The 23417-nt window shown below is 68.6% G+C and carries 25 protein-coding genes and 8 pseudogenes; 21 read left to right on the top strand and 12 right to left on the bottom strand.

What is annotated here, in order from left to right; translation table 11 throughout:
- Positions 1–115: 115 nt before the first annotated feature.
- The 3 genes from GEV28_RS16645 (at position 116) to GEV28_RS16635 (ending at position 3138) form a co-directional block, all read left to right on the top strand.
- Positions 116–1087: a Gfo/Idh/MocA family oxidoreductase gene (locus tag GEV28_RS16645; protein WP_291412985.1), complete on the top strand. Its 972-nt coding sequence runs from the start codon at positions 116–118 to the stop codon at positions 1085–1087.
- Complete coding sequence (locus GEV28_RS16640) at positions 1080–2168, top strand: zinc-binding alcohol dehydrogenase (RefSeq protein ID WP_291412984.1); 1089 nt, start codon at positions 1080–1082, stop codon at positions 2166–2168. Before GEV28_RS16645 ends, GEV28_RS16640 begins: the two co-directional genes overlap by 8 nt.
- Before the next feature lie 478 nt (positions 2169–2646).
- Positions 2647–3138 (top strand): hypothetical protein, encoded by a 492-nt coding sequence (locus GEV28_RS16635; RefSeq protein ID WP_291412983.1) that lies wholly within the window; start codon positions 2647–2649, stop codon positions 3136–3138.
- Between the two features lie 251 nt (positions 3139–3389).
- Here the strand turns inward: GEV28_RS16635 and GEV28_RS16630 are convergent.
- Positions 3390–3760, bottom strand: a pseudogene (locus GEV28_RS16630) (molybdopterin cofactor-binding domain-containing protein); the annotation flags it as partial.
- 153 nt (positions 3761–3913) lie between these two features.
- Here GEV28_RS16630 and GEV28_RS16625 point away from each other — a divergent pair.
- The 4 genes and pseudogenes from GEV28_RS16625 to GEV28_RS16615 all read left to right on the top strand — a co-directional run.
- Positions 3914–4021 (top strand): annotated as a pseudogene (locus GEV28_RS16625) (DUF4383 domain-containing protein); the annotation flags it as partial.
- Between the two features lie 50 nt (positions 4022–4071).
- Positions 4072–4497, top strand: coding sequence for a hypothetical protein (locus GEV28_RS16620; RefSeq protein WP_291412982.1), 426 nt, complete (start codon positions 4072–4074; stop codon positions 4495–4497).
- A 77-nt stretch (positions 4498–4574) separates the two neighbouring features.
- Positions 4575–4757, top strand: a pseudogene (locus GEV28_RS42365) (alcohol dehydrogenase catalytic domain-containing protein); the annotation flags it as partial.
- Between the two features lie 80 nt (positions 4758–4837).
- Positions 4838–5170 carry a hypothetical protein gene (locus tag GEV28_RS16615; protein WP_367115114.1) on the top strand — a complete coding sequence of 111 codons (333 nt, stop codon included), beginning with the start codon at positions 4838–4840 and terminating at the stop codon, positions 5168–5170.
- 31 nt (positions 5171–5201) lie between these two features.
- Here GEV28_RS16615 and GEV28_RS16610 read toward each other — a convergent pair whose 3' ends face one another.
- Entirely contained in the window at positions 5202–5501 is a 300-nt protein-coding gene (locus GEV28_RS16610; protein ID WP_291412980.1) for a hypothetical protein, read from the bottom strand.
- Between the two features lie 435 nt (positions 5502–5936).
- Between GEV28_RS16610 and GEV28_RS16605 the strand changes: the two genes are divergently transcribed.
- Positions 5937–6404, top strand: coding sequence for an SRPBCC family protein (locus GEV28_RS16605; protein ID WP_291412979.1), 468 nt, complete (start codon positions 5937–5939; stop codon positions 6402–6404).
- Between the two features lie 107 nt (positions 6405–6511).
- On the opposite strand, the gene GEV28_RS16600 is transcribed toward GEV28_RS16605, so the two are convergent.
- Positions 6512–7738 (bottom strand): PP2C family protein-serine/threonine phosphatase, encoded by a 1227-nt coding sequence (locus GEV28_RS16600; RefSeq protein WP_291412978.1) that lies wholly within the window; start codon positions 7736–7738, stop codon positions 6512–6514.
- 105 nt (positions 7739–7843) lie between these two features.
- On the opposite strand from GEV28_RS16600, the pseudogene GEV28_RS42360 reads away from it, so the two are divergent.
- A pseudogene (locus GEV28_RS42360) lies at positions 7844–8134 on the top strand (hypothetical protein); the annotation flags it as partial.
- A gap of 125 nt (positions 8135–8259) precedes the next feature.
- Here the strand turns inward: GEV28_RS42360 and GEV28_RS16595 are convergent.
- The 6 genes from GEV28_RS16595 to GEV28_RS16570 all read right to left on the bottom strand — a co-directional run bounded on the left by GEV28_RS16595 (position 8260) and on the right by GEV28_RS16570 (position 13021).
- Complete coding sequence (locus tag GEV28_RS16595; protein ID WP_291412977.1) at positions 8260–8661, bottom strand: STAS domain-containing protein; 402 nt, start codon at positions 8659–8661, stop codon at positions 8260–8262.
- 444 nt (positions 8662–9105) lie between these two features.
- Complete coding sequence (locus GEV28_RS16590) at positions 9106–10062, bottom strand: anti-sigma factor RsbA family regulatory protein (RefSeq protein ID WP_291412976.1); 957 nt, start codon at positions 10060–10062, stop codon at positions 9106–9108.
- A 316-nt stretch (positions 10063–10378) separates the two neighbouring features.
- Positions 10379–10651 (bottom strand): hypothetical protein, encoded by a 273-nt coding sequence (locus GEV28_RS16585; protein ID WP_291412975.1) that lies wholly within the window; start codon positions 10649–10651, stop codon positions 10379–10381.
- Between the two features lie 92 nt (positions 10652–10743).
- Positions 10744–11586, bottom strand: coding sequence for an alpha/beta fold hydrolase (locus GEV28_RS16580; protein ID WP_291412974.1), 843 nt, complete (start codon positions 11584–11586; stop codon positions 10744–10746).
- A complete protein-coding gene (locus tag GEV28_RS16575; protein ID WP_291412973.1) occupies positions 11583–11849 on the bottom strand; it encodes a hypothetical protein in 267 nt (88 codons plus the stop codon). Before GEV28_RS16575 ends, GEV28_RS16580 begins: the two co-directional genes overlap by 4 nt.
- Positions 11850–12019: 170 nt before the next feature.
- Entirely contained in the window at positions 12020–13021 is a 1002-nt protein-coding gene (locus tag GEV28_RS16570) for an acyl-CoA desaturase (protein ID WP_291412972.1), read from the bottom strand.
- Positions 13022–13479: 458 nt separating this feature from the next.
- Between GEV28_RS16570 and tal the strand changes: the two are divergent.
- The 5 genes and pseudogenes from tal to GEV28_RS16545 all read left to right on the top strand — a co-directional run.
- Positions 13480–14252 (top strand): annotated as a pseudogene (tal, locus tag GEV28_RS16565) (transaldolase); the annotation flags it as partial.
- A 676-nt stretch (positions 14253–14928) separates the two neighbouring features.
- Complete coding sequence (locus tag GEV28_RS16560; protein ID WP_291412971.1) at positions 14929–15426, top strand: hypothetical protein; 498 nt, start codon at positions 14929–14931, stop codon at positions 15424–15426.
- Between the two features lie 11 nt (positions 15427–15437).
- Positions 15438–15902 (top strand): DUF2243 domain-containing protein, encoded by a 465-nt coding sequence (locus tag GEV28_RS16555; protein WP_291412970.1) that lies wholly within the window; start codon positions 15438–15440, stop codon positions 15900–15902.
- 5 nt (positions 15903–15907) lie between these two features.
- On the top strand, positions 15908–16690 hold the full coding sequence (locus tag GEV28_RS16550; RefSeq protein WP_291412969.1) for a cytochrome c oxidase assembly protein: 783 nt from the start codon (positions 15908–15910) through the stop codon (positions 16688–16690).
- An 18-nt stretch (positions 16691–16708) separates the two neighbouring features.
- A complete protein-coding gene (locus GEV28_RS16545) occupies positions 16709–16843 on the top strand; it encodes a hypothetical protein (protein ID WP_291412968.1) in 135 nt (44 codons plus the stop codon).
- A gap of 40 nt (positions 16844–16883) precedes the next feature.
- Here the strand turns inward: GEV28_RS16545 and GEV28_RS16540 are convergent, their stop codons facing one another.
- Positions 16884–17690: a BTAD domain-containing putative transcriptional regulator gene (locus GEV28_RS16540; protein ID WP_291412967.1), complete on the bottom strand. Its 807-nt coding sequence runs from the start codon at positions 17688–17690 to the stop codon at positions 16884–16886.
- Between the two features lie 295 nt (positions 17691–17985).
- On the opposite strand from GEV28_RS16540, the pseudogene GEV28_RS16535 reads away from it, so the two are divergent.
- The 7 genes and pseudogenes from GEV28_RS16535 (at position 17986) to GEV28_RS16515 (ending at position 22360) form a co-directional block, all read left to right on the top strand.
- Positions 17986–18785 (top strand): annotated as a pseudogene (locus tag GEV28_RS16535) (manganese catalase family protein).
- Between the two features lie 65 nt (positions 18786–18850).
- On the top strand, positions 18851–19144 hold the full coding sequence (locus GEV28_RS42355) for an Nramp family divalent metal transporter (RefSeq protein WP_367115112.1): 294 nt from the start codon (positions 18851–18853) through the stop codon (positions 19142–19144).
- A pseudogene (locus GEV28_RS42350) lies at positions 19119–19493 on the top strand (Nramp family divalent metal transporter); the annotation flags it as partial. The gene GEV28_RS42355 and the pseudogene GEV28_RS42350, both read left to right, overlap by 26 nt.
- Positions 19494–19638: 145 nt before the next feature.
- On the top strand, positions 19639–20121 hold the full coding sequence (locus tag GEV28_RS42345) for an Nramp family divalent metal transporter (protein WP_367115111.1): 483 nt from the start codon (positions 19639–19641) through the stop codon (positions 20119–20121).
- A 108-nt stretch (positions 20122–20229) separates the two neighbouring features.
- Positions 20230–20679: a DUF4383 domain-containing protein gene (locus tag GEV28_RS16525; RefSeq protein ID WP_291412965.1), complete on the top strand. Its 450-nt coding sequence runs from the start codon at positions 20230–20232 to the stop codon at positions 20677–20679.
- Positions 20680–20835: 156 nt separating this feature from the next.
- The gene (locus tag GEV28_RS16520; RefSeq protein WP_291412964.1) at positions 20836–21294 is read left to right on the top strand and encodes a DUF6292 family protein; all 459 of its coding nucleotides are present in this window, start codon (positions 20836–20838) and stop codon (positions 21292–21294) included.
- Between the two features lie 166 nt (positions 21295–21460).
- Complete coding sequence (locus GEV28_RS16515; RefSeq protein ID WP_291412963.1) at positions 21461–22360, top strand: SDR family oxidoreductase; 900 nt, start codon at positions 21461–21463, stop codon at positions 22358–22360.
- Positions 22361–22376: 16 nt separating this feature from the next.
- Here the strand turns inward: GEV28_RS16515 and GEV28_RS16510 are convergent, their stop codons facing one another.
- Positions 22377–22643, bottom strand: a complete 267-nt coding sequence (locus tag GEV28_RS16510) for a DUF3040 domain-containing protein (protein ID WP_291412962.1) — start codon at positions 22641–22643, stop codon at positions 22377–22379.
- Positions 22644–22649: 6 nt separating this feature from the next.
- Positions 22650–23208, bottom strand: a pseudogene (locus GEV28_RS16505) (cbb3-type cytochrome c oxidase subunit I); the annotation flags it as partial.
- Positions 23209–23417 lie beyond the last annotated feature (209 nt).

The raw sequence follows: 23417 nt of genomic DNA, 5'->3' as shown, positions 1-23417 counted from the left end.
GCTTCCCCGTGCACGGTGACCGAATCATCTGGTCGCGATCCGTTTCGTCGCGGTCGGACCGGCAATCCCCGTGTCGTATAGGAAGAGGACTCTCGACGGTGACCGAGGAGGACGGGTGCGTGACTGTGGGGTCGGGTTCGTCGGCGCGGGCGCGGTGGCGGACCGGCATGCCCGCATGCTGAACGAGTTCCCGGACGTCGGTCTGGCGGCGGTGACTGACCCGGACGAGCCGCGGCGGGCGGAGTTCGCCAGGACCTGGCGTGCGCGCCCCGCCGCCGACCTCGAGGAACTACTCGACGCGGGCGTGGACGCGGTGTACGTGTGCGTGCCGCCGTTCGGGCACGGCCGCATCGAGGAGGCGATCGCCGCCGCCGGCCTGCCGATGTTCGTGGAGAAGCCGCTCGGGCTCGACCTCGAAGTGGCCGAGCGGGTGGCCGCCGTGGTCGCGGACGCCCGTGTGCTGACCGCGGTTGGCCACCACTGGCGCTACGCGGCCACGGTGCGGCGTGCCCACGAACTGCTCGCGGACCGGCCGGTCCGGCTCGTGGCCGGCGCATGGCTGGACAAGGTGCCGCCCGTGCCGTGGTGGTCGCACCGGGACCGGTCCGGCGGACAGGCCATCGAGCAGGCCGTGCACGTGCTGGACCTGGCCCGGCTGCTCGCGGGCGAGGTCGTCGAGGTGCACGCCGTCGCCGGTGCGCCCGCGGCGGGCGGTGACGTCGCCGGGGCGACCGCGGCGGCCCTGCGGTTCGCGGACGGGGCGGTCGGAACCCTGTCCGCCACCTGCGTGCTGGGCTGGAAACAGCGTGCCGGACTGGAGGTCTTCGCCGACGGTCTCGCGATCACGATCACCGAGGACGGCATCGCGGTCCGCGCCGACGACCGGGAACCGGCGTGGGAGGCGGTCGATCCCGACGATGCCAAGCGGGCCGCGGACCGGGCGTTCGTCGACGCCGTGCTCGGCCGTGCCGACGACGTGCGGGTGCCCTACGCCGAGGCACTGCGCACCCACCGGCTCGCCTGCGCGCTCGCGCGTTCCGCCGAGGACGGCGAGCCGGTGCACCTACTGGAGGAACCGAATGGATGACCGCGTGCTGGTGATCGACGCGCCCGGACAGGTGAGCGTGCGTACCGAGCCGCCCGACGCCCCGACTGCGGGCACCTTCCGCGCCGAAACAATCTACAGTGGACTATCCGCGGGCACCGAGCTGAGCTTCCTCAAGGGCACCAACCCTTTTCTGGACTCCGGGTGGGACGCTGAGCTGGGCCTGTTCCGGCCGGGCGAGGGCGACGGATACCCGGTCCGCAAACTCGGCTACATGGAGGTCGCCATCGTGCGGGAGAGCCGCGCCCCCGCGGTCGCGGCGGGCACGACGGTGGCGATGACCTACGGGCACCGCTCCGGCTACCGCGTCGACCCGTTCGTCGACCGGGTGGTGCCCCTGCCGGACGACCTCGACCCGCTGCTCGGGATCTATGTCGCCCACATGGGGCCGATCTGCGCGAACGGGCTCCTGCACGCGGCCGCCGAACTGCACGGGACCGACGTGCGGTCGTTGTCCGACGGCGTGCTCGGTCGCAGGGTCGCGGTGACCGGTGCGGGGGTGGTCGGCCTGCTGACCGCCTTGTTCGCCCGCTACCACGGCGCCGAGGAGGTCGTGCTCGTCGACTCCACACCGCAGCGGCAGGCCGCGGCGGGCGCGCTGGGGTTCGAGGTGCTCGACCCGGGCGGCGAGCCGGCGGAGACGCTGAAGTCCCGGTGGCGTCACGCCAGCCGGGATCGCGGCGCGGACGTCGTGTTCCAGTGCCGGGGCAACGCCGAGAACCTCGCGCTCGCACTGCGACTGCTGCGGCCCCAGGGCGCCGTGATCGACCTCGCGTTCTACGCCGGCGGCGCGGCGGACCTGCGGCTGGGGGAGGAGTTCCACCACAACGGACTCGCGATCCGCTGCGCGCAGATCGGGCGGGTGCCCAGGGGCACAATGCACCTATGGGACCGGGAGCGCCTCTCGGCTGAAACCATCCGCCTGCTGCGGGCTGAAGCCAAGGGCATGCGCGAACACGTGATCACCGACCTGGTGCCCATCGAGCTGGCGCCGGCCCTGCTCACCGACCTCGCCCACCACCGCAGGCACGTCCTGCAGGCGGTGTTCACCTTCGACCGGTAGACGTCCAGCACCTGACGCCGAACGAGACGCACGCTCTCATCAGCCGCAATCGATCGGCGGGGCTCATCCCAGACCTCGCCGCGCGGTCATACAGCGTGTCGTGTGTCAAATCATCCGTGGCGCGGACGTCGCTGGGCTGACAGGGATGGGTGCTCGCCACCGCACAGCTTCCCGGATGTGCGTCAGCCGGCCCGACGGTTGACCAGTCTGGTCGCCCGACCCAGTAACGAGTCTCTACCGAACCCGGGGCGGTTCAATCCCGTAAGGCGCAGGCGGGATACCAGCCGCGCTCGGCTACGTGCCCGGAGTGATCTGCCACGACAGAGGCGCGGACTGCACAAGGAGATCGGAGCGATCGTCTCCCTCGACGAGGTGGAGCCGGCTTGTCGACCTTCCGCCCAAGGTCCGTGAGGTGCTTGTGGCCTGACGGGGCACGGCGGCGATGGTTTCATGGTGATGAAACGGGTATCACCAGGCCATGGACCGTTTCCTTGGCATTTACCTGAACGACCAACTGGCTATGGGCGTGGCGTGGCGGGAGCTCGCCAAGCGGTCGGCACACAACAACCGCGATACTCCGGCGGGCGAGGCGCTCGGACGGGTGGCGGCCGGAATCGCCGAGGACGTCGAGACGTTCCGCGGCATCATGCGTCCGCTGGGGGTCCAGATCAGCCGGGTGAAGACTGGGCTGGCGATCGTGGCCGAGCGGGTGGGGAGGGTGAAGCCGAACGGTCGAGTCAGGTCGTACTCGCCGTTGAGCCGGTTCGAGGAGTTGGAGATCCTCGCGATGGGCATCGACGGCAAGAAACAGCTGTGGACGACCTTGCGTGATCTGGCCGGTCTCGGTGCGCGGCTACCCGATGTCGACTTCGACGTGCTGATCGACCGCGCTGCCCATCAACGCGCCGAGATCGAGCCGTTCCGGGCCGCCGCCGGGACCGAGGCGTTCGACCAATCGGGATCGGGGTGACAGGCCAGCCATGTGCTGACCGGCGCCGGCTCCGGCAGGTTGCGCGCGGACTACGCGCGACCGTGCATGTCCTTCATCTTCGCCGGCATCGTGTTGGCGACCGGTGGTATCTCCGGCCACGTAAGCTCACGTCGCCGCACCCGACTCCGCCGAGTCAGGAAGGCCGTCGACGACGAGGCCGGCACGACCTGGTCAGGGCTGGGGTTTCTCGCGGGTGTGCCGCATGGCCGCCAGCATCTTGTCGAGTGTGATGGGAGGTCGCGGACCCGAATGCCGGTGGCGTGGTGCACGGCGTTGGCGACGGCCGCCGCAGTGCCCACGATGCCGATCTCGCCGATTCCCTAGCTGCTCACCGGGTTCACATGCGGGTCGTCCCCGTCGAGCGAGGTGGCCTCGGCCTCCGCGCCGTCCGCTGGCTGGGTGCCGTGCTTGTCCCGGAAGGCGCGGGCGGCGTTCACGACCGGGCAGCCCAGGTGGTCATGCCGGACGAGCCGCCGGCGACCGAGGCGGTCGGGTAGCGGGTGTCGCCGATGCGCATGGTCACGTCCTCGACGTCCACGCCGAGTGAGTTGGCGACGACCTGCGCGAGGGTGGTCCAGGTGCCGGTGCCCAGGTCCGCGGCACATCGGAAACCGGAGGAATGAACGCCGGATTGGCGGGTATGTCCGCCGCACGAGGCGGGCGGAATTCGATGCCCGCCATCGTCGAAGGGAGTCCGATGGCAACGTCTGTGGCTCGCGCGCACCCTGTTCGGACCGCGGCCATGGTGGTGGCGGTGCACCTGCTGTTCGGCATCGCCGGGCTGGCGATGGCACGCACGGTGTCCGGAGCGGGTGCCTTTCTCATCGGTGGTGGTGTCGCCGAGCCGGTGTTGTCCCTGTTCGACTGGACGAAGGATCTCGTCCGGACAACGCTTGGCGAGGACGGGCGATCATGAGACCGCTGCGGACAGGCGCACTCGTCGTCGCCGGCGTCGTCACGGGTCGGGCCGTGGCGAGGAAGGTGGCAGCCCATCGCACCGCCGTCACCACCGCCGGCGCGCGCTGGCTCGTCGTCACCGTCAACGCCCCACCCGAGCGGCTCGCCGACGCGGCCACCGACCTCGGCGCGGAGGTGGAGACCCGGCTGACCCCGGCGCCGGGTGGTCGCGGCACCGAGGTCGCCGCCCGGCCGCGGCAGACCGGCACCGGCGCGACACCGCCGGCAAGCGACCTGCGGCGAGCGCTGCGGGACCTGAAGACGATGGTCGAGGCAGGTGAGGTGCTCCGGCCGGACGAGCCAACCACCAGCAAGCCGACTCCCGGCGGCGCACTGGTCCGGGCGATCACGCGGCGCGCGGGTGGGGAGGGACGGCTGTGAAGGCAGTGTGCTGGCAGGGAGTGAACAAGCTCGCCACGAAGACGGTGCCCGACCCGGCGATCCGCAACGACCAGGACATGATCGTCAAGGTCCGGTTGTCCACCACGTGCGGGTCGGACCTGCACCTGATCGGCGGCTACATCCCCGCGATGGAGGCCGGAGACGTGCTCGGGCACGAGTTCCTCGGTGACGTCGTCGAGGTCGCCCCGGCGTGCGCAACCACAAGGTCGGCGACCGGGTGGTGGTCGCGTCGTTCATCGGTTGCGGCCGGTGCTGGTACTGCCAGAACGACCTGTGGTCATTGTGCGACAACACGAACACCAACCCGGGCATCGCGTCGATGGCCTACGGCTACGAGCCCGGCGGGATCTTCGGCTACTCCCACGCGATGGGCGGGTTCCGGGGTTCCCACGCCGAGTACATCCGGGTGCCGTTCGCCGACTACAGTGCCTTTCCGGTGCCGCCGGAGGTCGACGACCGCAGCGCCCTGGTCGTCTCGGACTCGGTCCCGACCGGCTGGATGGGCGCCGATCTCGGCGGAGTACGACCGGGCGACGTGGTGGCCGTATGGGGTTGCGGCGCCGTCGGCCAGATGGCGGCGCGCGCGCGGCGATGCTGCTCGGTGCCGCGCGGGTCATCTCCATCGACTGCATCCCGCAACGGCTCGCGATGACCGAGCAGCACATCGGCTCGGAAACCATCGACTACTCCGCCACCGACGTCGGCGCCGAACTCCGTGAGCGCACGTCCGGCCGCGGCCGGACGTGCGCATCGAAGCCGTGGGTATGGAGGCGCACAGCGCGGGCCCGCACCATGTGTACGACCAGGTCAAGCAGCAACTGCACCTGCAGTCGGACCGTCCGACCGCCGTCCGGGAAGCCATCCACGCCTGCCGCAAGGGCGGCACCGTGTTCGTGCTCGGCGTGTTCGGCGGCCTGGTCGACAAGTTCCCACTCGGCGCCGTGATCAACAACGGGCTCACGCTCCGCGGCGCGCAGCAGCACGGCCAGCGCTACATCCCCCAACGCTGCTGGAACGGCTGGCGAAAGGCGAGATCAGCACCAGCCATCTGGTCACCCACGAGCTGTCCCTCGACGAGGGCGCGAAGGGCTACGACCTGTTCAAACACAAGAAGGACGGCTGCGTCCGCACGGTCTTCGACCCAACCCAGTGACGCGTCGGTTCATCGCTGAGCGAGAGGTATGGCTGGTCGGTCATGGTGGGCGATTCCGCCAGCTGGCTGGTCGACTGGCGGAATCTGAGCCGCGGAATGCCGACTCGTGTGCTCCGGCGAGCCGAGGGTCCAGCCGCCGTTCGTCGTGCTCTGCTCGGCTTTGTCTGATGTGTATGTCATGCCGGCTCGGGTACCCAGGTGCGCCAAGAATCGATGCGATCGGCGGCGCTTGGCCGATCACACGAGGTAGCGAGGAGGATGTGCGTTGAGCACCATCACCGAGTCGGTCGACGTGCAGGTGCCCGTCTCCAGGGCCTACAACCAGTGGACGCAGTTCGAGACCTTCCCGTCGTTCATGGAGGCTGTCGAGGAGGTCCGGCAACTCGACGACACGCATACACATTGGGTGACGAAGATCGGTGGCGTCACGCGCGAGTTCAACGCCACCATCACCGAACAGCACCCCGACGAGCGGGTGGCATGGAAGGCGGACAGCGGTCCCGACCACGCCGGTGTGATCACCTTCCACCGTCTGGACGACAACACCACGCGGGTGACCGCCCAGATGGACATCGACCCGGACGGCTTCGTCGAGCAGGCGGCCGACAAGCTCGGAATCCTTAATCGTCGCCTCAAGGGCGACATGCAGCGCTTCAAGGACTTCATCGAGCATCGTGGCCAGGCAACCGGTGCGTGGCGGGAGGACGTTCGCAGGCCCGGATCGGCGGAGTGACCGTCGCAGGTGACTTCGTCTTATTCGGGGATGTGGGAACGGCGGTCGACGGTACCCGTCGGCCGCCGTCACCCGGATGGATTGACCCGAAACAGGCGAGGGGTGGCTCAGGCGGGCTGGCCGGAGGGCGTGGTGTGGCGGCCCACCAGGAGTGCGATGTCGTCGGTGGCGGGACTGGTGCCGACCATGGTTGCCATGAGGTGTGCGCAGACCACCTCTGGTGCGTCAGGGCGAACGGTCGCCCGCAGTTGCTCCATGCGGCTGTCGAGGTCCAGGTTGCGGCGTTCCACCAGGCCGTCGGTGTAGAAGGCGAAGAGCGTACCGGGCGGCAAGTCGAGGGTGGTACTACGGCGTCCTGTCACGGCCATGTGGTGTCCGATGGGTGGGCCCAGTGGTGCGGCGGCGAACTCCGCGTCTTTGCCGGGCTGCGCGATGATCGGCGGCAGGTGTCCGGCGAGTGCCATGTCCATGCTGTCGGTCCTCGTGTGGATGACCGCATAAGCGACAGTGGCCATGGTGTTGTGCTCGAAGTGACTGGCCTTACGGTCGAGTTTGCCGAGTACAACACCTGGGTCGGCAAACTCCAACGCGTAGGCGCGTAGCGCGCTGCGTAGCCGTCCCATTACCGTCGCGGCGGGCAGGCCGCTGCCGACCACGTCGCCGATCACCAGGCCGATGCGGTGGTCGGGTAGTGGGAACACGTCATACCAGTCGCCACCTACGCCGCTGTCAGCGCCGGCGACGTAGCGAGCGGCCAACTCCCAGCCCGCCGTGGATGGCAGCCGCCCGGGAAGGAGACTGTCCACCAGCATGGCGGCCGCTGCCTGCTCGGAACGGGACCGGTGAATGTGCGCTGTCGTCGCGACTCGGTCGGCAACCAGTTGCAGCAACTCGATCTCGTTGTCGGTGAACCGTCGGGGCGAGGTGCTGCCCAGGTGCATCACACCCATCAGTTCACCCTGCGCCACCATTGGCACACCGAGTAGCACACGCAGGCCATGCTCCCACAGCAGCGGGTTGACCACTGTGGACTCATCGACGCGCTCTATCTGCACCGGCTTCAGCAGCTGGGCCACCCGGCCCGCGAAGCCGACGCCGATCGGTATCCGCACGCCTTGGAAGACCTCCTCGTCCAGACCAGCGGACGCCTTGGCCAGCAGCTGTCCGCGCCTGGAGTCGGCGAGCAGGATGGTGACGGTGTCGACGTGGAACAGATCGCGCACGCGCCACAGCAGGACTTCCTGGAGCTTCTCGATATCCAGTTCCATCAGCGCATTGTCAGTGACCGTCTTCAACACGCGCAGCCGCATCTCCGCTTGCGCGTCGTCGCTCATTCCGTCACCTCCAACACCAGAACTGGCACACCGAAGTGAACAGCACATCCATGGCGGACGCCACTATTTGCCGCGGAGCAACCGAGGTGTGAACTCTCACAGACAGTGAGGTTCTCCCCAAAGATCGAACCAGCGATCGCCCAGGTCGCGGCTGCAGCGTCGACCGCCCAAGCAGGAAACCGCTGGTCGCACGGTTCGGCGGATACCCCTCGAACGGCAGCCACGGGCGATCCTGACCGATCGCCCGCTCCTCCCGGCCACGGCCCGCCGAAACAGCTGGTCGCTCGGCTGCTGGCGGGCCGCTGCGAACTCTGCGGGAACACCGACGGCATCCAGGTGCACCAGGTCCGCAGACTCGCTGATCTCGCCACACCACCGGGACGAACTTCGCCGGCGTGGGCGGCGTTGATGGCGAAACAGCGCCGCAAGACCCTCGTGGTCTGCGGCTCTTGCCACCACACCATTCACGCTGAACAGCCCGCCACAGCTCATAGCCATGACCGCGGGGTCGTGGGAGCCGTCTACTCGTCGACCGCCGGGGTCGCGAGCGCCTCGTCGACTGTGGGAAAGATGGCAAGTACGTTGTCCAGGCCCGTCAGGTTCAGCGTGCGCAGGGTGGTGGACCTGCCTGCCGTGACAACCCGCAACCTGGTGAGCGGTTCAGCCTGCTCGCCCGCGACGATGAGCTCGTTGAGACCGGCGGAGGCCAGGAAACCTACCTCGGTGAGGTCGACGATCAGCAGGGGCGGCGACTCCTTCAGCACTGTGGTGATCGACTCACGCAGCATCGGCGCAGTGGACAGGTCGATCTCACCCGCGACGTGCACTATCGCGGCACTTCTGTCGCGTTCGACACGAATAACGAGCGGCGCTTCGTCGGGGAGGGCATCTCCCTTGCCGTTCTCGCTTGGGTCCTCGTTCACGCGGCCGCCTCCTTAACCGTTGTGACGATGCACGTGACCGCATGACGCTCTCTCGGTCGCCGCCTGGATCGAGAGCCGTCTGGGGAGCTCATCAGATCTGGTGATGGATCGGATCGACGGTACCGGACCGGATGCTGAGCGGCACAAGCATACGTGTCACCGTGAGGTGTGAGCTGGGCTTACAGCCCTGCCGCCCCCGCTGGCCAGGCACACCGCATCTCGGACCTGGCGGACCGGGAGTTCGCCGCCGAAGACCGGGACCAAGCTGTCGGGCGACATTGGCCACAACCCGACCGGCAGGTGACGTGGCCTCGATGATCGCTACTCGAAGATGTTCGTTCGTCGGCTGGGCCGTGGCCGACCACGAGAGTCTCCCTCATCGCCGCGGGTCTCGCCCCTCCTTTCGGCGAACCCCGTGACGTGGGAGAGACGACGTCGGCGCGGTCAGAGCCGGAGGAGTGCGTGGATGATCGTGCCGTGGGGGCTCGTGTGGGTGCGGACGAGGTCGGCGAGTTCGTGGACCAGCAGTAGGCCGCGGCCGCCCTTCTGCCCTTCCAACGCTGGGTGGCGGCCGGCGAGTGGGTCTGTGAGGCGTCCTGTGTCGCGTACCTCGCAGATCAGGTGACTGTGGTCGTGCCAGACCCGCAGGCGGCATCCACCGTCGGTGTGAACGAGGCTGTTGGTGACCAACTCCGTGACGATGAGCCGCAGGTCGGGTATCTGCTCGTCATCGAGGCCGAGGTGGCTCGCCCGCTCCGTGGCGAACCGGCGGGCGGCAGCGACCTCGGTGACGCTGGTGACCGCGAGACCGTCTGCGTCGGCCGCGGCATCGTGGAGCGGCTGGTTGTAGCGGTCGAGGACAACATCCGGCGCGTACCACGGGCTGGCGCGGCGCCGGTCGGCCGACCACAACACCGGGTGGGTCGCATGGGCGTCCGCGAGGGCCCGGTCGTCCAGGCCCTTGGTGTCGTACGGGCAGACGATGGTGACGTCCCTGCCGGCGAACGCGTAGTTGATCAACGCCTCGTGCTGCACGCAAGCGGGGTACTCGACGGCCGTGCGGCCGGCCCAGATCGGCTCGCCGATGATCCGGACGTGCACCCCGGCATGCCTGTCCGCGAAGCCTCGGAGCACGCTGGGGATGATGCGCCCGGGGTTGCGGCCCGCGACCGTCATGTCGACCATCTTGACCCCGTCCGCCGCGCCATTCAGCGCCGCGCTCAGCACCCGCAGCCGCTCGCCGGGAACTGCTACCGCTACCGGTTGGCCCAGCGCGAGACCGTCGGTGACGAACGGCACGAGTGTGGCCAGGTACTCCTCGTCCGAGCCGTAGAACAGGGCCGAATGCACGTACACGTTTCGAACCTGGTTCGCGGCGCCGCCGGTTTCGGCTCGGTTCACGTGACGTCCTCCACCCGCATGTTCGCGACATCCACTACCGCCGCCAGCCGGGTCGCTCTTTGACCATCCGGTGAGCAGTATCAGGGTCTCGCCCTCTGGGTCCCGCGTGTCAGGCGACCCGGATCATGCTATTGCAGTCGACGAGGTCAGGTCGGCTACGTCGACCACGAGCCTACCGTCCCATCCTCGTGGGTCAGCCAGGCTGAGAGTCGTGTGAAGCGACCGCGCCCCGAAGCGGCTGTCACTACCGTACAAGCCGAAAACCGGCGTCAGGAGTGTTGACAGGCAAGGCTTCTCGTTGATCACAGGTTGGTGATCATAGGCGTGTCGGCGCCTGGATGTGGTGAAGCCCTCGTAGCACGGCTTTCGACCAAGATCGTTCTGCATCCCCAGGGGCTTCGCTCATCCACCCCTCCTGCTCTGGCTCGTCGCCGGGCAGGCGGTGCAGGTCGGTGAACGGGATCGGCATCCCGACCCCGAAGCACGCGATGACGATGTGCCAGCCCAGCGACAGCGCCATCTGCGTGCGCGCCGCCACGAGGTCGGCCGGCACGGCCGCCGAGTCCAGCAGAAACCACAGTCCGACCACAGCGCTCCCACAACGAACAGGGCACCGGGTAGTACCCGTCGCGGTCGGGTGCACACCCGCTATGCCGCCCTGCCGGCACCACTACCGCGTAGTCACGTCCGGAGCCATTCAGCCACGACGCCGTAGACGGCGTCGTGGCTGAGAAGATCGAAGTGGTGCAGGCCGCCCAGCCATTCGAGGTCCGCGGTTTGCGTGCGGTCTCCCGCGCTCGACGGCGCCACCACCAGATCGCCGATGAGCGGGCCCCACAAGCTCCCTTCCGAACGGGACAGGGTTGCGACAACGAAGAGTTGTCGAACACCGGCGGGCAGGCCCGCGTCGACCGGCCGCCCATACTCCGCCCGGTGGTCCTGGTGCAGAGATCCCCGAGCAAGATCCTTGATGCCATCACTGCGCAACGCCATGAGCCGGGCGACCGGAGCCAGCGCGGCGAACATGCCGAGTATTCCGGCCACCCGCACCACCCCTCGCTCGAGCGGCGCACCCGTGTGTGGACTGCCAAGGCACACCAGCCGGGTGACCTTGGACAGCCCCGGAGTCGGGTGGTCGCCGGCCTGGCGCACCGCACTGCGTGCCACCAACCCGCCCATCGAGTGTCCGATGAGGACGATCTCGGTGATCGGCACGGGCCACCCTTCGACCAGTTCGGCCAGCAGGTCGGCGAGCTCACGCCCGTTGTCGCAGATACGGCGGCCCGTGTTGTACCGGACATACACCGGTGTACCGGCCAGATCCTCAGCCAGCCTGCTGCCGAAGTCGGTACCGTTTCGAGCCTTGCCGGGCCGCGGCCGGTGAAACCACGACCGCTCGGTCTCGACGAGCCCATGCAGGAACACCACCACCACCACCCGGCCCGACGCGGACGCGGAGGGGTACGCCGCCGCGAGCGACTCGCGGTCAAGACCGACCCGACGGTGGTCCAGACGCACCGTCATGGCCCCCGGGACCGCGCCACCCCGGGAACTCGCGCGTTAGCCCCGCCGACGGCACGCTGCACGACACCGGACTCGACGACCGTCGTCACCGGCAGGGACACACCCACCACCCGGGCGATTGATCCGGCCATGGTGCCACCGGCCCTGACTCCCGACCGCACCGTGTCATAAACCAAAGCACCGAACGCATCGTGCACCCGCGGCGCCAGCGCGCGCTGCACCCCTTCGACGATGCTCACCACACCACTCACGACCTCGATCACCGGCTCGACGCCAGAATCCGACGCACTGCCGACCTCCGACGATTTCTTCGGCGACACAACGTATCTCTTTCCAGTGAAACGCCCGGATCGCCGGGCGCGTGTTCGACGGACCGGTTGTACACAGTGCTGTCGACTCCGCTCGCCGCGCCATCCATCCGGCTGGGACTCGCCTATTCCTGGCCGAGTCGGGAGTCATCCCCGGACCAGCGGTCCTCGGGGTGTCGCGTGAGTTCACGTTCGATCTCGGTTCGCGAGACGGACCCATCCGCGGTGTGCTCGTTGGTCTTGAGTCTGCGGGCGAGGCGTTCGGGTTTGGGCCAGCGGACCTTGGAGACCCAGCCGAGCATCTCGAAGATCCGGATGATCCGGGCGGAGATGTCGATCTGTCCGCGGCGCACGCCGTGGCGGGCGCAGGTGGGGTCGGCGTGGTGGGAGTTGTGCCAGGACTCGCCCATCGACGCGATGGCCAGCGGCCAGAAGTTGGCCGACTTGTCCCGTGCCTCGAAAGGACGGTCACCGATCATGTGGCAGATCGAGTTCACCGACCAGGTCACGTGGTGCAGCAGCGCGACGCGGACGAGGCTGGCCCAGAAGAACGCGGTCACCGCTCCCCACCACGACATCGTGATCAACCCACCGAGAACGGCCGGCGCGAGCAGGGTGACCGCGGTCAGCAGGGGGAAGAGCCGGTCGACGCGCCGGATGTCGCGGTCGGCAAGCAGATCTGGCGCGAAACGCTGGGCGTTGGTCTGCGCACGGTCGAACATCCAGCCCATGTGCGCGTGCCAGAACCCCTTGACCAGCGCCACGGGGGTGGTGCCGAACCACCACGGCGAGTGCGGGTCACCCTCCCGGTCGGCGTAGGCGTGGTGGCGCCGGTGATCGGCCACCCACCCGATCACCGGGCCCTGCACCGCCATGCTGCCCACCACGGCGAGCACGACCCGCAAGCCACGCCTGGCGCGGAAGGCGCCATGGGTGAAGTAACGGTGGAACCCGACCGTGACCCCCAGACACGTCAAGGTGTAGAAGAACGCGGCCAGCCCGATGTCGACCCAGCCCAACCCCCATCCCCACGCGAACGGCACCGCCGCCACGAGCGCGGCCAGCGGCACGATCACCGCAACCTTGATCAGGGCGCTCTGCGTGTCGGACTTCTCTCCGGACAACATCGGCTGGGCGTCACCGGCTGGGGGTCTCAGCGGTGGTGCCGGCTCATTGTGGATCATGGTCATGGGGCTACCTCCGGTAGGGCGATGGGAAACCGCTACCGGTGGGCCCGATAACAGCTTCGGACGAGAATTGCCTTTCGGTGTGCGGTCAAACGTGCTCGTCCCGTCCCACTGCATTCCGACAGGTGATGCCCACCCCCAGCGCCGGAAACCCGACGGTTGAAGGAGCTTCCCCAGCGGCAGATGGATGGTGGTACCGTGATGCGCTGCAACTGCCGTACGGTGGTTCCTGCGTGACTTCGTCGCTCGTTGAGGTCCGTGAGTTGTCCTGTCGCTGTAATCCACGACGAAGCCGCGGCGGGTCGCCCGGACCCGAACAGCGGCCACCGTCGGCTCGATCAACCCGATCACCCGCAAGCTCTACCTGTACGACCTCTATCAGCCTCGGACCGTGCGGCAAGGTGCACGCGATGGCCATCCGCAAGATCAGCGTCGAGGAGGCACTGCGAACCATCACCGCCGCTGACGTCCGCGACGCCTGCGACCTGCTCGCCCCGGTGGCGCAGCGCACCGGCCGCGACGGCCGGGTATCGCTAGAGGTGGCCCCGGGGTGGCGCACGACACCGACGCCACCGCCGCGGAGGCGGCCCACCTGTGGTGGCTGGTCGACCGGCTCAACCTGTTCATCAAGATCCCGGCGACGCAGGAAGGCCTGGCCGCGATCACCACGTCCATTGCCCGGGGCATCAGCGTCAACGTCACCCTCATCTTCAGCCCCGAGCGGTACCGGGCGGTCATGGACGCCTACCTGTCCGGACTGGCGCAGCGCGTGCAGGACGGCGGATCGCTGACCGGGATCGAGTCGGTGGCGTCCTTCTTCATCTCCCGCGTGGACACCGAGATCGACAGGCGCCTGGAAAAGGCCGGCGCGGACCCCTCCCGCAAGGGCAAAGCCGCGGTGGCGAACGCGCAACTGGCCTACCAGGCCCACGAGGAGGTCTTCTCCTCCGACCGGTGGCGCGCGCTGGAGGCGCAGGGCGCCAAGCCGCAGCGCCCGCTGTGGGCCTCGACCGGCGTGAAGAACCACGACTACCCCGACACCCTCTACGTCAGCAACCTCATCGCGCCGGGCACGGTGAACACCGTGCCGGAGAAGACCCTGAAAGCCTATGCCGACCACGGCAGTCCCGGCACGCCCATCCAGAAGACCTACGACGAGGCGGCGCAGGTGCGGGGGCAGGCCAGGTCGTCGATGCTTGCCGAGGTCTCGCTGGATGGCGATTCGATGAGGGGGTGGAGACCGAGAGCTTCGCCGATGCCGAAGTTGCGGGTGTGGCCGAGACTTGCCCGACCGCCTCATCGGTGGAGTCGGGGCCTATGAGTTGTTGTCCTTCGACGTTCTCGCTGTGCTGGGCGCGGTGGTTGTGGAAACGCAGCGTGTCGCCTCGCAGCAGCCGCACGCGCACCGCCGGCGCGCAGTCACCCACTTCGGTCATGAAGTTGGACATCGGCGAGGTGAACAGGTCGTAGTCGTGGTGGTGCACCGGCACGGCCTGCGCGGGGTCGCAGCAGCTTGAGCAGGTCCGCACCCTGCGGCGCCGAGGGAAGTCCTGGCCGAAATAGGACCATTGGCCCAGGTGCAGGAAGTTGGGGTCGGTCAACACGGTGAGCTCACCCAGCCGGATGGGTGGTGGCGGTGCCGACGAACGACAGCGAGTCACCGGGAGGCAGTTCGAGGGCCATTACGCCGAACACCCGACGGCGCGTGCGGTACACCGAACGCCGGCCCGGTGCTCGGGCCGTCCGGTGGTGCGGTCCATGTCAGGCCGATACGGGCATGAATTCTCGCCCGGTGGCTTTGCTGGCCTGTGGTGGTTCGCGCGCGGGCGCCCGGGTATCTCAGTGGTGTGGACGAGCTTATGGGGATCTACCTGAATGACCAGCTCGCGATGGGAGTGGCGGGGCGGGAGCTGGCCAAGCGGTCGGCGCGCAACAACCACGACACTCCGGTCGGCGGGGCTCTCAGCCGTGTGGCTGCTGGCATCGCCGAGGATGTGGAGACGTTCCGCGCCGTCATGCGGCGACTGGGTGTCCGGACCAGCGTGGTCAAGACTGGGCTCGCGTTGGTGGCCGAGCGCGTCGCACGGTCGAAGCTCAACGGCCGGCTCAGGTCGTACTCGCCGCTCAGCCGGTTCGAGGAGCTGGAGATTCTCGCGATGGGCATCGACGGCACGAAGCAGCTGTGGACGACCCTGCGTGACCAGGCCGGTCTGGCCGTGCGGCTGCCCGATGTTCGATTTCGACGAGCTGATCGAGGTGGCTGCCCGTCAACGCGCGGAGGTCGAGCCGTTGCGAGCCGGCGCGGCACCGAGGCCTTCGCCGGCGCGCCCTCGGCCGGCGGCTGAACGGGGTCACCATGACCGCGAGTTCGGCCAGTAGCCGCGCCACCTGGCATGGCAGGTCCGTCCTGGCCGGGTTCCTGCTGGGCGTTGGGGCGGTGGCGATGGTCGACGAGGTGGTGTTTCACCAGTTGCTGCACTGGCACCACTTCTACGACCGGTCGACAACCGGGATCGGCCTGGTCTCCGACGGGTTGTTCCACGCGTTCAGCTGGTTCGCCACGGTGGCCGCTCTGTTCATGGTGGGTGGTCTTCGCCGTGAGCGGGGGTTCCGCGCCGCCCTGTTCGCCGCGGGCTGCCTGATCGGGGTGGGGTCCTTCCAGCTGTACGACGGTTTGGTCCAGCACAAGCTGATGAGGCTGCATCAGATCCGGTACGGGGTGGACTTGACGCCGTATGACCTGATCTGGAACGGCCTCGCGGCGGTGCTGCTGGCCGTCGGGATCGTGCTGTGGGTCCGTTCCGCGAGGGCCAGGGGATAGCGACCGTGTCCGAGCACGGAGCCGCGGATCAGTGGTTGGGTCTGCTGCTGGCCGGTGCCGCGGTGCTGGCCTACCTGGCCGGGCTGCCGCGGCTGTGGCGTCGTGGCTCGGCTTGGCCGCTGTCCCGGCTGGTGTGGTGGGTCGGCGGGTGGCTCTGCGTGGCGGTGGCACTGGCGGGTCCTCTCGCTCAGCGCGCCCACCACGACTTCGTGGCCCACATGGCTACGCACGTCCTGGTGGGCATGGCAGCGCCGCTGCTGCTGGTGTCCGCGGCGCCGGTCACGCTGCTGCTCCGTGTCCTGCCGGCGGCTCGTGCGCGGCCGGTCGCGCGGGCACGGTCCTCGCCGCTCGTCGCGGTGTTGACCCACCCGCTGACAGCGACACTGCTCAGCGTCGGCGGGCTGTGGGCGCTCTACCGCACTGGTCTTCACGCCGCGACACACGCCGATCCGTGGTGGCGGCTGGTCGTGACCGCCCACGTCCTAGCGGCCGGGTACCTGTTCACCTACGCGGTCCTCGGTGGCCCCGACCCGTCGCCGCACCGAGCTCCAGCGGCCTGGCGGGCGGGAATGTCGATCGCCGCCATCGCGGCGCACAACGTGCTCGCCAAGTTGCTCTACGCCGAACCGCCACCTGGTGTGCCCACCGACCAGGCCCAGCAGGCCGGTCAGCTGATGTACTACGGCGGCGCACCGGTCGAGCTGGCGCTGGTCGTCCTGGTTTGCCGTACGTGGCCGGCGCTCAGCGTTTCCCTGGGTCGGGGCAGGAAACCCCCAGGGCGGGCCTGACGAACGAGGGAGGACCGGATGAACGGGGACCAGCGCAGTGAGCACTCGTCCGAACCCGCCGAGGGCAGCCGGGCGCAGGGCGAGGAAGCCGAGGAACGGGTCCGCCGCCAGCAGGAGGAATCCGACGCCGACGACGACGCCGACGACGGCTGACCCGACCGCAGGGCGCGCCGTAGCACGACTACTTCAGCCTTCAACGCGTCACCTCCGTTGGACCGTGCCATATCGTTGTCGGCTTCTGCATGGTCTTCTCGGGCGCGTGTCGGGCACGCACGTGCCGAGATCCGGGCATGGTAGGCGGGGCGGTCTCGACGCGGTCGGTGAGTATCGGTTCTACCAGGCGGCGGATCTCGTGTGAGGGTGTCAAGCCGAGTTCGGTGCGTAGCCGGGAGCGGTAGTCGACGTACTGGCGCAGGGCCGCTGCCGGGTTGGCGTCGGCCAGGTGGAGTTCGATCAGGCGGCGGTGCGTGCTCTCCCGAAGCGGGTCGCTGCGTACGGCGGCGACCGCGGTCTCGTGGGCGTGGAAGTGGTCGCCGCCGATGCGGAATCGTTCGCTGAGCATTTCCAGGGCGCGTAGGCAGAGTTGACGGAACCAGTTGCGTTCGGCGTCGATCCAATGGTCGGTCCATCCGGGCAGGAGCTCCGCGGTCAGCGCGGTGAACGGGACGGCCATGGTGGGCCAGCCGGTCGTCGGGACAGCGAGTTCGGCCGCGAACCGACGCACCGCGATGACATCGACCTCGGGGGCGGCGCTGATCTCCAGCATGCCCTGGCGGACGTCGACCAGTGCGTGTGGCGGTTTCACCAACCGCCACACGGTCGAGCGCAGGCACGCGGCCGCCCGCCGCTCGGTGGCGCGGGGCCACAGTGCCGCGGCGAGCACCGCGCGGGTGACCGGTCCCTGGTGCATGGCGAGATAGGCGAGCAGACGCTGGGAGCTCGGCAGCACCGGCACGGGATCGTCGTCGACGCGCAGCTCGAAGCCGTCCAGGAGTCGCACGGACACCACCGGTCAGTCAGCGCGGTTCGGTGTCATGGGAGCCCCCTTGCTCTCGGGTTCGGTTCGGCCTCGAGCGAGTTCCCCGGTCCGTGCGACTGCAACATTTCTCGGCCGGATTTTTCCCGGCCTGAGCAGCGCGGAGACATCGCGGTGACGGCATGGTCGCGCGGGCGTGGTCGTGACGTGCCGAGCGTGTCACGGGCCGGTTATAGCGTCCCGGATGCCATTGCGGCGGGTGCCGGTCGTGGTCGGAGACCGGCACCCGCATCCGCGGAGCGACCGACCAGGAGAGCCCATGTTCACCCACACGAGCCGGCTGCAGTTCGAGGCGAAGCCCGAGAAGCCGGACGCGCACTGCGCGCGCAAGCTGCAGGAGCTGATCGGTGGCGCCTACGGCGAAATGACTGTGACCATGCAGTACCTGTTCCAGGGCTGGAACTGCCGGATGGAGGGCAAGTACAAGGACCTGATCATGGACGTGGCGACCGAGGAGATCGGCGACGTCGAGATGCTCGCGACCATGGTGGCCCGGCTGCTGGAAGGGGCTCCGGCGGAGACCACCGCGGCGATGGTCGAGGACGATCCGGTGGTCGCCGCGATCATCGGCGGAATGGACCCGCAGCAGGCGATCGTCAGCGGTGGCGGACCGACCCTGTCCGACAGCAACGGGGTGCCGTGGAACGGGCGCTACATCGTCGCCAGTGGCAACCTGCTCGCCGACTTCCGGGCCAACGTGGCCGCGGAGGCGCAGGGGCGGCTGCAGACCGCCCGGCTCTACAACATGACTGACGACCCGGGTGTGAGGGACATGCTGAAGTTCAACCTCGCCCGGGACACCGTGCACCAGAACATGTGGCTCGCCGCCATCGAGGAGCTGCAGGAGGACGGCCTGGAGAGCGCTGTCGCGCCGAGTGCCCTGTTCGACGAGGAGTACCGGGAGCACGCCGGCACGATCTGGCATCTGTCCGACGGCAAGGCCGGAGCGGAGGGCCGCTGGGCGGTAGGGCCTCCGCGCCGAAGCCGGATCCACTGCTGTACGCGACCAGCCCGGCGAACCTCGGACTGATCGAGAAGGCGATCAAGAAGCTCACGTAGTCCTGGTGCCCGCCGGCCCGTCCCCCCGAGGCCGGCAGGCACCCGTCTTCTCCAGGAGGTGTTCCATGGTCAGCTCGCTCGCCCCGGCGCCGGTCGGGCCGGCGCCGGTCGCAGCGGCGCGCCGCTGGTCCCGTGCCCGGTTCCGTACCGTCGCCGGTTTGATGGGTCCGGCGTTCGTGGTCGCGATCGCCTACGTCGACCCGGGCAACTTCGCCATGAACATGGCCGGCGGCGCCGGTTACGGCTACCTGCTGCTGTGGGTGATCGTCAGCGCCAGCCTGATGGCGATGTTCATCCAGTACCTGTCGGCCAAACTTGGGCATCGCGACCGGAATGAACCTGCCGGAGCTGTGCCGTGAGAACTATCCCCGCCCGGTCATCGGGCTGCTGTGGGTCCAGGCCGAGCTGGTCACCATGGCCACCGACCTCGCCGAGTTCGTCGGCGCCGCGGTGGCGCTGAACCTGCTGTTCGGCATCCCGCTGCTCCCCGCCGCCGCGATCACCGCGGTCGTGTCGTTCGGCATCCTGATGCTGGCGCTGTTGCGGCGCAGGCGGTTCGAGTCGGTGATCATCGGGCTGCTGGCCGTGATCCTGGCCGGGTTCGTCTACCAGACGCTGCAGCTGGGCCCGCTGACCGACGCGGGCGCCGGCCTGGTGCCCGGTTTCGCCGGCACGGACAGCGTGCTGCTGGCCACCGGCATGCTCGGCGCGACCGTCATGCCGCACGTGATCTACCTGCACTCGGCGCTGAACCAGCACCAGCACCGGGGGAGCGTCGCCGAGCGGTGCCGGGCGTTGCTGCACCAGCAGGCTCGACATCGCCGTCGCGCTGGGGCTCGCCGGGCTGGTCAATGTGAGCATGCTGGTCGTCGCCGCGAGCGCGCTGCACGGCACGTCCGCACCGGCCGAGTCGCTGGAGGGTATGCACGGCAGCCTCGGCACGTTGCTCGGTCCGGGTGCCGCGCTGGCCTTCGCGCTCGCCCTGCTCGCGTCCGGGCTGGCCGCCTCCAGCGTCGGCACCTACTCCGGCCAGGTCGTGATGTCGGGCTTCCTGCGCCGGCGCATCCCGCTGGCGCTGCGGCGGCTGATCACCATGAGCCCCGCCCTGGCCTTCCTCGCCACCAGCGTGGACCCCACGCAGGCACTGGTGCTCAGCCAGGTGATCCTTTCCTTCGGCATCCCGTTCGCGCTCGTGCCGCTCGTACTGCTGTCCCGGCGTGGCGACATCATGGGTCCATTCGTCAACCGCCGGACAACCACCGTCGCCGGGGCCGTTGTCGCACTGGTCATCTCCGCGCTGAACGTGTTCCTGCTCGCCAGGACCCTGCTCGGCTGACGGTTTCCGTACCCGACTCGCGTGTTGCGGCAGCAATTCGCGGGTAGCCCGCAGCACGCGACCACCAGGCGACCGCCCGACGGCCGCGAACATCGAAATCTGGAGGACATGATGGCGGATACCAATACGGCGACCCGGCACCCGGCGAGGTTGGCGGCAACGGTGGTGGCGGCGGTATTCCTGCTCCTCGGGATAGTCGGGTTCATACCAGGCGCGACTACCGACTACGAGGGCATGACCTTCGCCGGGCACGAGTCAACCGCGATGCTGCTCGGCGTGTTCCACGTGTCGATCCTGCACAACATCGTGCACCTGCTGTTCGGTGTCGTCGGCCTCGTGATGGCCCGGTCCGTGTCCGGCGCAAGGTCGTTCCTCATCGGCGGCGGAGCCGTGTACCTGGTGCTGTGGCTCTACGGGCTGGTCATCGACCATGACAGCGCGGCCAACTTCGTTCCGGTCAACGGCGCGGACAACTGGCTACACCTGTTCCTCGGGGTCGGCATGGTCGCGCTCGGTCTGTTCCTGCGCGAGGCTCGTTCCGCCCACCGGACCGATTGACGGAGGCCCTCCCCAGAATTCGTCACAGGTGTTCTCGACACGTGAGGAGATCGGTGAGCTGTTTGGCGCGTCCTGCGGAGGGTAATCCGTGCGGGCGCGTCAAGCAGCCGGTGCGCGGTAGGCAGATTTTCACGAACGAGAGGCGGCTGAACGATCGTGGAACTGGATTCCGACTCCGCGGCGGCCCGTGGTTTGCATGAGTACGTCCGGCTCGTTGCGACCGAGGTGGGCATGCGGGGGCCGGGCTGGCTGGTCCAGCTCGAGCCACTCGCCAATGTCTACATCGCCCTGGAAGACCGGTTACCTGCGTTTCCCACCCGCGACGTTGCCCTTGTCTGGGACGAGGAACATGGTTGGGCGCTAGGCGTTGAGACGCATCCGGGAGAGAGCCTGCTCGTAGTGAGTTACCTGGGGGACGATGTGTTGCCCGGGCCCGAGGCGGTGGCGCGCACCGTCCGGCGTCACTATGCGGACGAGCCGCCGCGCGCCCAGGAACCACCTGTCTTTCGTGCGGCCGATGACAACGACGACCTGCCCGCACGCCTGGCGGGTTACGCCGTACCGCCCGTGGGCCTGCCTCCACAGGCAACCGAGCCCCACCGGGTACCCGGCTGACGCGGCTGGTGGCCACCACCAAGCTGGGAGGAGGTTGCCGCGAATGACTTCCGGACCATTGTGGATGGCGGAGCGGGCAGGGATGTCCGTGTGGTCCGTAGGCCGGCGGGCCGGAAGAGGGGATCACCGTCGCGGACGAGTCATCCACCCGCCGGAAGGGGCGACCATGACCGACGACCAGTACACCCAACGGGATCCCCGGAACCAGTACCCACGACCGGGGGAGCAGCGGGGACAGGAGCAGGGGCATCCGGGCACAGGTGAGGTCATGCGGCCCGAGCCGGACCATGGGGAAGAGTCCTACCGGGGAAGCGGCCGGCTGGTGAGCCGCAGGGCGGTGATCACCGGTGGTGACTCCGGCATCGGCCGGGCGGTGGCGGTGGCGTTCGCCCGCGAGGGTGCGGATCTTTTACTGTCCTACCTCGCCGACGAGCAGGACGACGCCGAGCGCACGGCGGAGCTGGTGCGACAGGCGGGCCGCGAGGCCGTGCTGGTGGCCGGCGACATTCGGGACGAGCGGCACTGTGGCGACCTGGTCGAGCGAGCGGTCGCCGAGTTCGGCCGCATCGACGTGTTGGTCAACAACGCCGCCTACCAGATGGCGCAGGATGACGGGCTGCTCGGGATCTCCACGGAGCAGTTCGACCGAGTGTTCAAGACGAATGTCTACGCGATGTTCTGGCTGTGCAAAGCGGCCGTGCCATACATGCAGCCGGGATCGAGCATCATCAACACCTCGTCCATCCAGGCGTTCCAACCGTCACCGGAGCTGATGGACTACGCGTGCACCAAGGCCGCCGTCGTCAACTTCACCAAGGCCCTGTCCGCTGACCTGGTGGCCAAGGGCATCCGCGTCAACTCCGTGGCCCCGGGGCCGGTGTGGACACCGCTGATCCCGGCAACCATGCCGGCGGAGAAGGTCGACTCGTTCGGCGCGCAGACCCCACTCGGCCGCGCCGCACAGCCCGCCGAGCTCGCCCCACCCTATGTGTTCCTCGCTTCGCAGGAATCGAGCTACATCACCGGCGAAGTGCTCGGCGTGACCGGCGGCCAACCGCTGACCTGACGGTAGCGCCTGGACCTCAGGCAGTTGGTTTGCGCGCCTGTGAGCTGATGTGGCTCGTGATGCCGCCCGACGCAAGCAGGATGCCGGCGAAGATGAATGGAAGGCTGACCAGCGTCGCGCCGACCACCACCAGCGTGACCGCGGTGAGGTCCACCGCGAGCTGGGTGAGCTCGGTGGCCCTCACGCGCCATCGTGGATCGTGCCGGCGGGCCCACTCCGGATCGGTGTAGCGCAAGCCGTGCGCCACCTGCCGGAGCCGTCGCCGATCGGATCGGGTCAGCACGACGGATCACTTGCTGCGTGGGTCGGTGTTGTCGGCCTGGTCGTCTGGTTGGATGGCGGCGGCGCCGACCTCGGACGGCGCCGGTACGCGGGGGGAGTCCTTCGTCGGTTTCTGGCGAGATTCCTCGCGGAACCGTTCGACCATGTGTGGGTAGTGCAACTCGAACGCCGGCCGCTCGGAACGGATCTTGGGTAGCTCGGTGAAGTTTGTGTCGCGGCGGTGGGCTGGTCGTTGCCCACTCGAGGGAGTTTGCGTGCAGGGTGGTGAGCTCGTCCGAATGCAGGTAGTCGGCGTAGCGACGGGGCATGCCCTCCGCCCCGAGCCAGTGGTGGACCAGGAACGTGGTGTGGAAGCCGATGAAGGTGGTCCAGAAGTGCAGTCGCCCCAACGGTTCGGACAGCATCCGGCCGGTGAACTTGGGGAACCAGAAGTAGATCCCGGCGAACGTGGCGAACACGATCGTGCCGAATAACACGTAGTGGAAGTGCGCGACCACGAAATAGGTGTCGTGGACGTGGAAGTCGATGGCGGGCGCGGCGAGCAGCACGCCGGTGAGCCCGCCGATGGCCTACGGCCAGCAGTGCGACAATGGATCGTGGCGCGCCCGGTACAAGCGCCCGGATGGGCCCTGGGGCAATGCCGCTAACTTAGGTGCTGTGGGGTTATGATCTTGGTTGTGGCGAGAGTGGGACAGCAGGTCAAGGTGGGTACGCAGGTTCGGTTGCCGGATCTGGTCGGGGTCGGGGTGCTGACTGCGGCGTTCCCGCCGGAGCT

It is taken from the genome of Actinophytocola sp. (assembly GCF_009379765.1).
Lineage (GTDB): Bacteria > Actinomycetota > Actinomycetes > Mycobacteriales > Pseudonocardiaceae > Actinophytocola.
This window is presented reverse-complemented; position numbering and strand designations above follow the sequence as displayed.